The organism is Stenotrophomonas sp. FR012 (genome assembly GCF_047520565.2).
Taxonomy (GTDB): Bacteria; Pseudomonadota; Gammaproteobacteria; order Xanthomonadales; family Xanthomonadaceae; genus Stenotrophomonas; species Stenotrophomonas sepilia.
Window position 1 is genome coordinate 1 of the sequence record NZ_JAXBQL020000005.1, and the last position, 13,219, is coordinate 13,219.

The 13,219-nt window shown below is 67.4% G+C and carries 9 protein-coding genes; 3 read left to right on the forward strand and 6 right to left on the reverse strand.

Annotated elements, in window-relative coordinates:
• Positions 1 to 560: 560 nt before the first annotated feature.
• Positions 561 to 1,748: a benzoate/H(+) symporter BenE family transporter gene (locus ACM0O9_RS10125; protein ID WP_235649652.1), complete on the forward strand. Its 1,188-nt coding sequence runs from the start codon at positions 561 to 563 to the stop codon at positions 1,746 to 1,748.
• A 6-nt stretch (positions 1,749 to 1,754) separates the two neighbouring features.
• Here the strand turns inward: ACM0O9_RS10125 and ACM0O9_RS10130 are convergent, their stop codons facing one another.
• The 4 genes from ACM0O9_RS10130 to egtB form a co-directional block, all read right to left on the reverse strand.
• The gene (locus ACM0O9_RS10130; protein ID WP_414604285.1) at positions 1,755 to 2,528 is read right to left on the reverse strand and encodes a DUF2628 domain-containing protein; all 774 of its coding nucleotides are present in this window, start codon (positions 2,526 to 2,528) and stop codon (positions 1,755 to 1,757) included.
• Positions 2,529 to 2,554: 26 nt separating this feature from the next.
• Positions 2,555 to 4,741: a lytic murein transglycosylase gene (locus ACM0O9_RS10135; protein WP_414604284.1), complete on the reverse strand. Its 2,187-nt coding sequence runs from the start codon at positions 4,739 to 4,741 to the stop codon at positions 2,555 to 2,557.
• An 83-nt stretch (positions 4,742 to 4,824) separates the two neighbouring features.
• Positions 4,825 to 5,799 carry an L-histidine N(alpha)-methyltransferase gene (gene egtD / locus ACM0O9_RS10140; RefSeq protein ID WP_065186600.1) on the reverse strand — a complete coding sequence of 325 codons (975 nt, stop codon included), beginning with the start codon at positions 5,797 to 5,799 and terminating at the stop codon, positions 4,825 to 4,827.
• Positions 5,796 to 7,067, reverse strand: coding sequence for an ergothioneine biosynthesis protein EgtB (gene egtB, locus ACM0O9_RS10145; protein WP_065186601.1), 1,272 nt, complete (start codon positions 7,065 to 7,067; stop codon positions 5,796 to 5,798). The genes egtD and egtB overlap by 4 nt, the downstream gene beginning before the upstream one ends.
• Positions 7,068 to 7,233: 166 nt before the next feature.
• Here egtB and ACM0O9_RS10150 point away from each other — a divergent pair, with 166 nt between their 5' ends.
• Positions 7,234 to 8,514 carry a GGDEF domain-containing protein gene (locus tag ACM0O9_RS10150; protein ID WP_053496752.1) on the forward strand — a complete coding sequence of 427 codons (1,281 nt, stop codon included), beginning with the start codon at positions 7,234 to 7,236 and terminating at the stop codon, positions 8,512 to 8,514.
• Positions 8,515 to 8,517: 3 nt separating this feature from the next.
• On the opposite strand, the gene ACM0O9_RS10155 is transcribed toward ACM0O9_RS10150, so the two are convergent.
• The gene (locus tag ACM0O9_RS10155; RefSeq protein ID WP_235649655.1) at positions 8,518 to 8,910 is read right to left on the reverse strand and encodes a YchJ family metal-binding protein; all 393 of its coding nucleotides are present in this window, start codon (positions 8,908 to 8,910) and stop codon (positions 8,518 to 8,520) included.
• Positions 8,911 to 9,012: 102 nt separating this feature from the next.
• On the opposite strand from ACM0O9_RS10155, the gene ACM0O9_RS10160 reads away from it, so the two are divergent.
• Positions 9,013 to 9,792 (forward strand): sulfite exporter TauE/SafE family protein, encoded by a 780-nt coding sequence (locus ACM0O9_RS10160; RefSeq protein WP_053496761.1) that lies wholly within the window; start codon positions 9,013 to 9,015, stop codon positions 9,790 to 9,792.
• A gap of 46 nt (positions 9,793 to 9,838) precedes the next feature.
• Here ACM0O9_RS10160 and ACM0O9_RS10165 read toward each other — a convergent pair whose 3' ends face one another.
• Entirely contained in the window at positions 9,839 to 13,219 is a 3,381-nt protein-coding gene (locus tag ACM0O9_RS10165) for an ATP-binding protein (protein ID WP_005421304.1), read from the reverse strand.

Genomic DNA, 13,219 nt, shown 5'->3' on the forward strand with positions numbered 1-13,219 from the left:
AACGTCTGCAAGATGGACAATCATCCTTCCTGCAGGCGCCTTCACAAGATACCTGCGCATACTTTCAAAGATCCGGGGAAGTGGCCTCAGCGCCGCTCCCGTGTGCTGCGAAGTTTCCTTCGTAGCGAGCCGCCCATTATAGCCGGCTTTTCTGCTTCGTCAACACCTTTTTTCAAGGTCGTCTCACCGGAGTGGACGTTGTTGCCGATGCTGCTTCGTCGTTGGGCCCGAGGGCCTTTCGTCGTTGCGAGCCGCCTATTATGCCGGACTTTTCGAGTCCGTCAACACCTTCGTTCGATCAACTCGTTCGTCGGTGGTGGCGTCGCTGTTCGCGTGTCGTTTCCGGAGAAGCGATGCGCTGCAGCAAGGGGGCGAATTCTAGAGATCCTGCAGATTTCGTCAAGGCTTTTTTTGCACGGTGATGACAGAAGCATCGCGACATCACGCATGACGTACGCTCGAAGATCACTGCGGCGTTGCCCGCGCGTTGCGCGGTCAACGCCGCAACCCCTATCAATGCAGGGATGCACAATGCAGGGATGCACAGTGGAGACAGAGCAATGAGCATGCAGGTGCGGCGCGCATGGTGGCGCGATCTTTCGATGCCAGCCATCGTCGCTGGCTTCATTACGGTGCTGGTCGGCTTCGCCAGCTCAGCCGTGATCGTGTTCCAGGCGGCACAGGCCGTCGGCGCCAACCAGGCGCAGATCGCCTCCTGGATGTGGGCGCTGGGGCTGGGCATGGGCGTGACCTGCATTGGCCTGTCACTGCGCTATCGCGTGCCGGTGGTGACGGCGTGGTCGACCCCGGGCGCGGCGATGCTGGTGGTGGGTGCCGGCGGCGCGTCGCTCGCCGAGGCCACGGGCGCATTCCTGCTGGCCGCCGTACTCAGCTTGCTGGCGGGCTTTTCGGGCATCTTCGCCCGACTGATGCAACGGGTGCCGATGGCGCTGGCCGCCGGCATGCTGGCCGGTGTCCTGCTGCGCTTCGGGCTGGATGTGTTCGTGGCCATGAATACCCAGCTGGTGCTGGCACTGGCGATGTTCACCACCTGGCTGGCCGGGCGCAGGCTGTTCCCGCGCTATGCGGTGATCGCCACGTTGCTGGTCGGCATCGCCGTCGCCGCGAGCCACGGCCTGCTGCACGCCCAGCAGGTGCATCTGCAGCTGGCGATCCCGCAGTGGGTGACGCCCTCCCTGTCATGGACCGCCGTGGCCGGCATCGCCCTGCCCCTGTTCGTGGTCACCATGGCCTCGCAGAACATTCCCGGCGTGGCGGTGATGCGCGCATCCGGCTACGACGCCCCGGTGTCACCGCTGATCGGCTGGATCGGTGTGGTCAATACACTACTGGCGCCGTTCGGTGCGTACGCGCTGAACCTGGCCGCGATCACCGCCGCGATCTGCATGGGCCGTGATGCACATGAGGATCCGGCACGCCGCTATACCGCGGCGATGGCGGCCGGTGCCTTCTACATTGTCGTCGGGCTGTTCGGCGCCACGGTGGCCGCACTGTTCGCGGCCTTCCCCAAGGAGCTGGTGGCCTGCGTGGCCGGTATCGCCCTGTTCGGCACCATCGGCAACAGCCTGGCCAGTGCGCTGGCGGTAGAGCGGGACCGCGAGGCGGCACTGGTCACCTTCCTGGTCACCGCCTCGGGCGTCTCCCTGGCCGGCATCGGCTCGGCGTTCTGGGGGCTGGTGGCCGGTGCGCTGTGCCTGCTGGTGCTGCGGCCCCATCAGGGCCGCTGACCTGCCCTACCCCGCCACTGCGGCGCCGACGGTGCTCAACACTACCGAGATGACGATGGCGACGAGTGTGGCGACCACGCTGGTGCCGCCGCGTGCGGTCAGTTCGCTGCGCAGCCGTGCGTCATCGCCGCCGCTGACGGCACGGGCCTGGGCGATCAGGCGCTGGCAGTGTGCCAGGTACCAGGTGTTGCCAAAGGTGCCGGTGGTGACGCTGAGCGCGATGGTGATGACCAGCGACACGCCTTCGGGCACATCCAGCAAGGTTTCCACCACGCTGATCAGCAGTAGCAGGCCGACCCACATTGCCGCCAGGCGGTACATCCTGCGGTACATCATCCAGATCGGGCCGAGCAGGAAGGCCGGCCAGTGCCAAGTGCCACTGGCCGTGGCAATGCCCTGATCCAGCCGCCAGCGCTGGCGATAGATCGGGAAGTTGCCGCCGACCACGCTGGCGTACAAGGCCATCTCGCCCTCCAGCCCCGCGGCGGCAGCGGTATCCGGTGCAGCGGCGGGCACTCGATACGGATCGGACGGATCGCCGACACTTTGCGCAACGACCTCAACCGGTGGGGCTGTGTCGATATCCGGAGCCGGCGCCATCTCGATGGGCGTTGAATCCTGTTCCAGCTCCGCCAAGGGGCGCCACGAGGGCATGCCTTCGCGCCACAGCAGCGTGCGTGCCGTCACCGTGCCGTCCTGCTGCAGGCGACGCAGGGCGGCCAGGTCCACCGGTCCTTCGCTCTGCCTGCTGTTGGCGTACCACCACTGTGCTTCCTGCATGAAAACGTCCTTGCTGCGTTGATTCGTTACCGGGTGACCGGTGTCCACGGTGCCGCTGACAATGTCTGAGACAGCACATGGCTGCCACCCGGCGGCAGGGTCACCACGTCGGGCCCGGCGTTGGCCGCTTCCAGGCAGACGTAGTCGCGCCAGCCCTCACCCACATCTGCCATCTTCGCTGCAGCCTCGGCACCGGGATTCCACGCCACCAGCGAGCGACTTCCTTCCGTACGGATGTCGATGCGGCGTTTCAGCACCGGATCGCGCAGGACATAGTGACCCTTGGCCTGCGTGTAGATGCGATCGCTGCGCCCGGGATCACGGGGATCGCGCAACGTCCAGGCGCCCTGCTGCCGACGCGGCGTCGCATAGTTCTCGAACTTGTCCAGATAGTCCAGCCCGTCCACGCCGTCCACCTCCACCGCGCTGGCATCACCCACGCGGAAATAGTTGTGCAGCGCCTGGGTGATGCTGGCATGGGAACTGCCGACGTTCTCGGTGATCAGTCGCTGGGTCAACTGGCGGCCTACGCGCACAGTCATCCGCAGCCGCAGGTCCAGGCTCTGCAGCACCGGGGGTGCCAGCGTGAGCTCGATGCTGCCGTCGTCCAGGCGACGGGCCTGTTGCAGTTCCCACGGCACGGTACGCACGAAACCGTGGGCGGGCACGTCGTTGCCCTGGCCCTGGCGGCCGAAGTACGGCCAGCAGACGGGGCTGCCTCCGCGGATCGGCGTGGGCAGTTCGGCGCGCCGGGGGGACAGCCACATCAGATCCGGCTGGCCCTTGGGCACGAAGGAAAGCAGCTGGCCGCCAAACACACTGACGGCCGCGCTGGCGTCGGCGGTTTCCACCAGCCAGGCATCGAGCCCTTGGTACTGCCCGCTGCGTACACCCTGGATCTGCTGCACGTGGGATCGACTCCGTATGGCCGGCGATTGCACGGCACTGTAGTTGCTGGGAAGCATGAAACGCGTGGGCACCGGCGCAGTGCGCGGCGTGTTCTGCAGAGTGCGAAGGATACGCTGTCCCGCGCGCCCATCTGCGTTGGCCCAGCCCAGGCGCTGCTGCTCGGCCTGGATCGCGCGGCGCGTGGCGGTACCGATCATGCCGTCGGCAGCACCGATGTCGTGGCCGCGGGCCAGCAGCAGGGTCTGCAGCTGGCGGCGCTCATCGCGGCCCAGGCCTGGATCGTCGGTCGGCCAGGCGGTAGCCAACCCGTTGCCGCCCCGCAACTCGTCGGCCAGCGTCGCGATCGCCAGCGCATAGCTTTCGGCAGCGTTGTAGCTGTAGATCGCGTCGTAGTTGCGGAACACCAGCAGCGCCGGGCCCTTGTTGCCGGCCGGCAGCAGCAGGGCGGCGCGCGCATCCGCCGGCAGGTTGGCCGGAGCCAACGCGCTGCCATCCAGCGCGGTCACGCCCTGCGCGCGCCAGTCGGCCAGGGCGCGACGCTGGGTGCGGCCGGCCTGGCTGGCGTTGAAGCCGGCGGGCACACGCACCTCCATGCCCCATGGTTCGCCACTGCGCCAACCGGCACGCTTGAGATAGTTGGCGGTGGAGGCCAGTGCATCGGGAATGCTGCCGACCAGATCGCGGCGGCCATCGCCATCACCATCCACGGCGATGCGTGCATAGGTGCTGGGCATGAACTGGGTGTGCCCGAAGGCACCGGCCCAGGAGCCGGTGAGCCCCTGTGCCTGCAGGTCGCCGCGGTCGATCAGCGTGAGCAGCGCCAGCAGCTCACCGCGGAAGAAAGGTTGGCGGCGGCCGGCGCACGACAGCGTGGCCAATGACTGCAGCAGCGGGCGCTTGCCGAACACGCGGCCGTAGTCGCTCTCCACGCCCCAGACCGCGACGATGGTGGCCGGATCGACGCCATACTGGGCCGACACGCGATCGAGCAGGTCGCGGTGCTGCTGCAGCAGGGCGCGACCATCAGCGACGCGTTGGCGATCAACCAGCGCGGCCAGATAGTCCCAGATCGGCGTGGTGAATTCGGGCTGTGCATCGAGCAGGCCGAGCACGCTGGGGTCCGGGGTGAGCCCGGCGGTGATCTCGTTGAAGCGGTCGGCGCCGATGCCCTGGGTCGCGGCGGTGGCCTGCAGGCCCGCCAAGCAGCGGCTGAACGCCGGATCGGTGCTGGCGGCCGAAGCCGCAGGCAGCGTCGGGTTCGACGCAAGGGCGGCCGCCAGGCCGAGCGTGGTCAGAACAGGCATGGCGTCCTCCGTGTTGCCGTTGCACGGCCATCTTAGGGGTAGCGATGCCGCCGAACCTGAAGGGGCACCGGCTGGCCACCACCTCAGGCGCGCCGCAGCAAGCGCAGGCCATAGGCGGGGCTTTCGGCATCCCATCGCTGCGCCACCTGCAGGCCCGCCTGCCGCAACAGCGCGTCGAAGCTGTCATCGGTGTACTTGTGGCTGTACTCGACGCGGATGGGTTCACCGGCGGCGAAGTGGAAAATGCGGCCATCCAGGTGGACGTCCTGTGCCCGCTGGCTGACCAGATCGGTCTCGATGCGCAACCGCGCAGAGCTGTAGCGTGCACGATGACGGAAGCCATCGAGATCGAAGTCGCTGCCGATTTCGCGGTTCAGGCGGGCCAGCAGGTTGAGGGTGAATGCGGCGGTGACGCCCTGCGCATCGTTGTAGGCCGCCTCGATCAACGCCGGGTCCTTGTGCAGGTCGATGCCGACCAGGGCCAGGCCATCACGCCCCATGGTCTGGCGCATCGCGCGCAGCAGCGCGACCGCGTCCTCGCCTTCAAAGTTGCCCAGCGTGGAACCCGGGAAGAACAGCAGCCGTCGCGCGGGTTCGCGTTCGGGCATGGGTACGGCGACGGGACGGGTAAAGTCGGCACAGACCGGCAGCATCTCCACCTCGGGCAGCGCCGGGGCCAGATGGTCGATGCTGGACAGCAGCGCGGCACGCGAGATTTCAATCGGCGTGTAGGCCACCGGGTCGTGCAGGGCGGCCAGCAGCAACGCGGTCTTGCGGCCACTGCCGCTGCCCAGCTCCACCACGTGCAGGTGCGGCCCGACGCTTCGGGCGATGTCCGGCAGTACCCGTGAAAGCAGGGCCAGCTCGGTACACGTGGGGTAGTACTCGGGAGTATGCGTGATCTGCTCGAACAGGCGCGAGCCGCGTGCATCGTAGAAGTACTTGGACGGCAGCTGGCGGGGCGTGCGCAACAGCCCGGCCACCACGTCGGCAAGGATCTGCTGGCGGCCGGGAGTGAGATCGGTCAGCGCCTGCAGCGCGTCCTGCACCGTACTCATGCGAGATCCCTGGCTAGGCGCAGCCCGGAGAACTGCCAACGCGCCGGGGGCATGAAGAAGTTGCGGTAGCTGGCACGCACGTGGCCACGCGGCGTGGCGCAGCTGCCACCGCGCAGCACCCATTGCCCGCACATGAACTTGCCGTTGTATTCACCGAGGTTGCCGGCAAAAGGGCGAAAGCCCGGATAGGCGCCATACGCGCTGTGGGTCCATTCCCATACATCGCCGAACAGCTGCCGCAGCCCACTGCCCTGCCCCGCCCGAGGGTGCAGCTGATCGTCGTCGGCAAAATGGCCACGCAGGGGCTGCGACGCAGCGGCGGCTTCCCACTCGAACTCGCTGGGCAGGCGCGCACCAGCCCAGCGGGCGCAGGCATCGGCCTCGTAATAGCTGAGATGGCAGACCGGCGCATGCGGGTCCAGTTCTCGCCAACCGCCGAGGGTGTACTCGCGCTGCAGGGCATCGTCCCAGTACAGCGGGTGCTGCCAGCCCTCGGCTTCGCGCAACGCCCAGCCTTCGCTCAGCCACCAGCGCGGCTCGCGGTAGCCGCCAGCCTCGATGAAGACGAGGTACTCGCCATTGCTGACGGGACGCTCTGCCAGTGCGTGTGCAGCCAGCAGCACGCGGTGCGGCGGCGATTCGTTGTCGTAGGCGAAGGCGGTGTGCTGCGGCCAGGCTGCGGCGCCAATGGTAATGATGCGTTCGGGTGATTCGATCCAGCCCTGCGCACTGGCAGCGCTGGTGGCAGGCTGCAGGTCATCACGGTAGGCTGGCTGCAACGGATTGCACCAGAACGCATGCTTGATGTCGGTCAACAGCAGTTCCTGGTGCTGCTGTTCGTGCTGCAGGCCCAACTGCAGGTGCTGCAGCGCCTGCTCATCAAGGTCGCCTGCCGCCAGTCGCGATTGCACCTGTGCATCGACCTGCTGGCGGTAGTCGCGCACCTGCTGCAGCGAGGGCCGCGACAACAGACCGCGTTGCGGCCGCGCGTGCGCCGGACCGATGCTTTTGTAGTAGCTGTTGAAAAGATAGTCCCAGGCTGGATCACGCGCCGGCGCACTGGCGAATCCTGCCAGCACGAAGCGTTCGAAGAACCAGGTGGTGTGGGCCAGGTGCCACTTGCTGGGACTGGCGTCGGCCATGCTCTGCAGCATGGCGTCCTCTGCACTGAGCGGTGCGGCCAACTGCAGGCTGCGGGCACGAACACGTGCGAAGTGGTGGGCGAGGTCGTGCTGCGGGGCAGCGACGGCGGTGGGTACGCTGTCCATGCCTACAGCATCGGCGCAGTGCAGTGAGTGCGACGTCATGGCGGCACACTGCCCCATTCACATGGTTGCGGGCGTACCTTTTCAAGAAGCGCGTGTTCAAGAAGCGGGTGAGGACGCCGCTAACGGCAGTGTTGCGGCCGCATCGTCACCGCACTGGACTTCCTGCGTGCCCCTGCATCCACTCCGCCAGCCTGCGCATTACCTGTTCGTGCTGCCCGCCGTGCTGGTCGTCCTGGTGCTGTGGATGGCACTGGGCACCGAGGATGTGGCCAGCCCCGCCCAACGCATCCTGCCCTGGCTGCTGGCCTGCCTCGGCGCGGGCCTGGCCCTGCTCTACCACCAGATACGCACGTTGTGCCTGCTGCTGGTCGTGGCGGTGGTGTTCGCCCTGCTGCACCGGGACGTCGGGGGCTACCTGCGCAGCGGCCATGTCGACGCCTTGACTCCGTTGCGCTTCCACGCAATCTCGGCCTGGGTGCCGCTGCTGTTTGCCGGGCTGGCAGTGTGGCCGGAACGCGGACGCCGACGCCAGGACCTGCTGCTGCGCAGCGTGGTCTGCGGCGCGGCCCTGGTGATCTTCCTGCTGCTTGCGGCACAACAGCCGCAGGGCATGCACGATCTGCTGTCGAGCCGTCACTGGGCCTGGATTCCCGCCGACTGGAATGCGCTGGCGCAGCTGCCGGCGCTGCTGTTCCTGCTGGCGAGCGCAGCGCTGGGCTGGCAGGCGTGGCGGCATCCGCGGCCACTGCACACGGCGATGCTGCTGGCCCTGCTGTGCCTGTGGTGGATGTTGCCGCGGATCTTCCTGCAGCCGGTACTGCTGCCGGCGCTGAGCAGCGCCGCCCTGCTGCTGATGCTGGGCGCGATGCTGCAGGAATCCTTCCACATGGCCTTCCGCGATGAGCTGACCGGCCTGCCCGGGCGAAGGGCGTTCAACGAGACCCTGCAGCGGGCGCGCGGCACCTACAGCATCGCGATGGTGGACGTGGACCACTTCAAGTCGTTCAACGACACCCACGGCCACGATACCGGCGACGACGTGCTGCGCCTGGTGGGGTCGCGGCTGGCGCGTGTCGGCGACGGTGGCCGAGCGTTCCGCTATGGCGGCGAGGAATTCGCGGTGGTGTTCCTGGACCGCCCAGCGGCGGCCTGCATCGAGGCCGTCGAAGCACTGCGGCAGAGCATCGAGGACACCCGCATGCAACTGCGCGACCGCAGCACCCGCAGCCGTGACGACGAAGCTGGCCGTCAGCAGCGCGGACGCGGCGGCACCGGCCAGGTGGTGCAGGTGACGGTCAGTATCGGGCTGGCCGACAGCCGCGTGGATCCGCGACCGACGGCAGTGCTCAAGGCCGCCGACCAGGCGCTGTACATGGCCAAGGACGGAGGTCGCAACCAGGTCCGCGCGCACGGCGGCCAGCGCCTGCTGGCTGCATCCAGTGCGTAGGGCTCAGACCGCGTCGAGGTAATACCAGCGGCCGTCGATGCGCCGGAATCGGCTGTGCTCGGTCATTCTCACCGCGCTGCCGCCGCCGATGCGGTAGCGCGCGGTGAAGCGCACTTCAGCACTGTCTGCGCCGGTGACCGCGTGGTCGTGCACGGTCAGGCCCAGCCAATGGGTGCGCTGGCCTGGCGCAACGCCCAGCGACAACTCGGCCGGACGCGTATCCGGATGCCAGGTGTGGCGCAGGTAGTCGGCCAGGCCCCGCACATACGCGCTGTAGCGCGAACGCATCAGGTGCTCGGCATCGGGCGCGGCTTCACCGGCATGAAAACGACCACAGCAGGCGGCATAGTCGGCGGGAAGGCCACAGGGGCAGGGATCGGCGGATTTTCGGCTCATGCCGGCATTGTCGCCGGGTTGCAGGGATTGATGCACGCGCGGCGGGAGTCACCTGGAGCAGGACAGGCGTATGCTGTCGCGCCCCCACCTTGATTGATCGCCGTGCTGGATCTGGTTCCCCCTGAGTTGTGGTGGCTGGTGGTGATCGCCTTCATCGCCGGTCTTGTGGATGCCGCCGTGGGTGGCGGTGGCCTGGTGCAGCTGCCCGGCCTGTTCACGGTGCTGCCGCAGCAGACGCCGGCGATGCTGTTTGGTACCAACAAGTTCAGTTCGATGTTCGGTACCGGTGCGGCTGCGTGGCGCTATGCGCGCAATGTGCGCTTCCCGTGGAAACCGGTACTGTTCGCGGCCGGCACGGCCTTCATCTTCTCCTTCGCCGGGGCCACTGCGGTAAGCCTGCTGCCCAAGGACGCGGTGCGCCCACTGGTGCTGGTGCTGCTGATCGCGATGCTGGCCTACACGCTGTGGAAGAAGGACTTCGGCGCGTTGCACCGGCCCCAGGAGATCGGCCGCCGTGAACTGGTGATCGCGCTGGCGATCGGTGCGGCGATCGGCTTCTACGACGGCTTCTTCGGGCCGGGCACCGGCAGCTTCCTGATCTTCCTGTTCGTGCGCTTCTTCGGCCTGGATTTCCTGCGCGCCTCGGCGGCGTCGAAGGTGGTGAACCTGGCGACCAACGTGGCGGCGATCTCGTTCTTCGTGCCGACCGGCAACATCCTGTGGTTGTTTGCGCTGCCGATGGCCACAGCCAACATCATCGGCTCGGTGGTGGGCACGCGCCTGGCGCTGAAGGGCGGCACGCCGTTCATCCGCAAGCTGTTCGTGGGGCTGGTGGTGGTGCTGATCGCGCGGATGGCGTGGGATACGTTCCGCGGTTCGTGAATGCGGTTGCCGGCCGCTGGCCGGCATTCCCCTTCAATCGGCCGGGTCAGGCCTCGGCTTCTTCCGGTTCGTTGGCCTGCTGGCGGCTGCGCTCGGGCAGCTTCAGGCGCTTGCCCTCTTCGTCGTACTCGATCAGCAGCACGCCGGAGTCGTGACGGCCGCTGATTTCGACGAAGCAGGCGCCGCCGATGAACGGTTCCAGCGTCATCACCGACTTCAGCGGGGTGGCAACCACCATCTGGAAGCCGAAGTTGTCGAAGATGTTCATTGCCAGTGCGGTGAACTCGTTGTCGGCCTTGTCGAAGGCCTCGTCGAGCACGACCGCGGCGTAGCTGGGCAGCTGGCTGTCGGCGCCGCCGAGCTGGTAGCGCAGCGCAGCCGCCAGGCAGGTAGTGGCCAGCTTCTGGCGCTGGCCACCGGACTTGCCGGCGCCGCTGCGGTAGATCTCGACCTGCTGGCGCGTTTCCGCATCCAGCTCGACGCCGATGAACTCCACGTGCATGCGCACGTCCAGCACCAGCTCGCGCCAGCGCTTGTCCTCGCCTTCCTGCGAGCCGAGGCGGTTGACCAGCTGGCGCAGCACGGTGAACTGCGACTCGGCCAGCTCGCGCTGCTCGGTCTGCTGCTGCGACAGCACCTCGCGCAGCTGCAGGTGGAACTCAGCGACCTCCGGCAGGCGGCGGTCGCTCAGTTCGATGGTCAGCAGCGTGCCACGGTTGAACGGCACCTGCTCCAGGCTGGCGTTCACCTCGTCCAGGCGCTGGCCGATCGACTTGCGGGCCTCTGCGCTGTGGCGCTGCAGGGCCAGCAGGTTGTTCTTGCTCTGGTTCTGCAGCAGGTCGAAGAAGCGCTCTTCGTGCTGTGGCAGGCCGTCGCGTTCCAGCCGTTCGAGGCGTGCGAGGAAGTCCTCGGCCGAGGCCACCGACACGGTGAAGTCGCCCGACTCCTCCGGCCACTGCTGGATGAAGCGACGGAAGCAGCCGATCAGCTGGTTCTCGATGCGGTTGAGGTCCTGCTGCGAGGACGACAACTGCTCGTTCAGCGCGTTGCTGACCTGGCGCATGTGCGCTTCGAGCGTTTCCAGGCTGAGCGGCCCCTGTTCCTGCAGGCGCTCGGCGAGGCCGGCTTCCTGCTCCTGGGCCAGGCTCGGCAGCACCAGTGCGCGGCTCTGCTGGCGTGCGCGGTCAAGGCGATCACGTTCCTTGACCAGCTGGCCGCGCTCGACGCGGACGTCTTCATAGGTGCGGCGGGACTGCTCGATGTCGGCGCGCACGGCGTCGATCTGCTTGGCCAGCTTGGCGAGATCGGCGTTGCCTTCACGCAGGTCGCGCAGGGTGGCTTCGATATCGCTCAGGCGCTGCTGCGGAGCGGCGATGTCGATCTCGTTCCAGCTGATGCTGACCAGCTCGTGGCATGCCAGGCGGCGTTCGTTGTCGCGATCACGCTGCCCGCGCAGGCGCGCGATGTCGGTCTCGCAGCTGGCGATGCGCTTGGCCAGTTCCTGTGCTTCGCGCTCGAAGGCGCCCACCTTGTCGTGGTTGTTGAAGCCGAGGATCCAGCGACGGCGGTCGCCCACCGCACTGCGGTCGTCCTTCTCGAAACGGTCGCCGGGATGCTTGACCTGGCCTTCGCGGGTGATGCCGCGGTCGACGTTGCGCAGCTGCCTGGCATCCACGCATTCGTAGTCGAAGCGCTTGCCCAGCTCGCGGCGCAGCCAGCTTTCGAATACATGCTCGCGCAGTTCAAGCTTGTGCAGCAGCGACTTCGCCGACGGCTCACGGGCGAATGCATCATCGTTGCGGCGCACGCGGTAGTAGGTGAAGCGCATGCCAAGGTGGGTACGGTTCACCCATTCGGCGACGTCGTTGTAATGCTTGTCGTCGACCAGCAGCGACAGCGCGAAGCCACCCAGCACGCGCTCGATGGCACCCTGCCAGCCCTGCTCTTCCGAGCGGACCTGGATCAGTTCGCCGACGAAGGGCAGTGCCGCCTCGGCGATGCCGGTTTCCTCGGCCAGGCGTGCGCGCAGCTTCTGCATCGGCGCCGGGATGTTGGAGGGCGTGCGCTGCATCGCTTCAAGTTCGGCACGGACCTCGCCGAAGCGGCGCTCGTCATCGCGCTTGCCGCCCAGGCGGTCACTGATCGCGTCGTCCAGTGCCGAGGAGGCACGCTGGCGGTCCTGCAGCTCGTTCTGTGCGCGCTCGACCAGTTCGGCGAAGCCATGGGCGTCGTCCGGCAGTTCGGCCCCCAGCTGCTGCGCCGCCTGGCGTGCCTGCTCGCGCTTGGCCTGACGGCGGTCGCGCTCAGCTTCGGCACGACCCTGCTCGCGTTCCAGTTCCTCGATGCGCTCACCGCCCTGCTGGCGGCGCTGCAGCTCCAGTTCGGCCAGGCGCTCGGTGTGATTGTCCAGTGCGGCACGGCGCTGGGCTTCTTCGCCAAGCAGGCCGCGGTCACGCACGTCCATCTCGCGCAGGCGCGCCTCGATCAGCGCTTGGCGCCGGCTTTCGCGGAAGCTGTCAACACCGAGCTTCAGCGCTTCGTCGTCGCCACGACGGCGGTGCATTTCCTTCAGATCGTTGTAGTAGGCGCGCGCCGGCAACAGGGTTTCCACCTGACGGCGGGCAGTGACCACCGCTTGGTGCGCGCCATCAAGCTCGGCGAAGTCGCTGACCAGGCGCTCGGCGGCGTCGAAGGTCTTCGGCGTGTCGAGCATGAAGTCGCGCAGGAAGACGTTGAGGTCGCCCAGGTTCTTCGCCGACTGCGTCTTGTGCAGCAGTCGCAGCGCCATCTCGTTGTCGATGCCGAGCAGGTCGCGGAAACGCTCGGCGTAGCCGGAGAACGTGTCGAAGTGGTGCAGGTCGGGCAGCTTCTGCTTCAGCTTGCGCAGGTCCAGGTCGAAGCCGCCGAGGTCCTTGGCGATGTCGAACGGGCGCTCGGCGATCATGTAATGCTTGCGCACATCGCCGGCCGAGGTGCCGTTGCCGGAGATCCAAAGCAGGCGCACCAGGCTGACCACGCGGCCATCGCCGGCGCGGTATTCCAGCACCAGCGCGGTCCAGGTCGCGCCCTTGCGCAGGTACTGGGTGGCGATTTCGCCGGTGCCGCTGTCCTGCTGGTCGGCCCACGCGCCGCGCACGTAGGACACCAGGTTGCGGTCGCGGCCACTGCGCTCGGCTTCACGTGCAGCGGCGTTGAAGTCGACGATGGCCGGTGGCGTCAGCAGCGCGGACATGGCATCGAGCAGGGTCGACTTGCCCGAGCCGGAGCGGCCGACGAACAGGAAGCCGCGCTCGGCGATCGGTACTTCGGTCAGGCCGTTGAAGGTGCCCCAGTTGTGCACCTGCAGGCGGCGCATGCGGAACTGCTGCAGGCGCGGGTCCGGCAGGCCTTCGTTGAACAGGGCGGGAGTGTGCTTGGAGATAGCCAT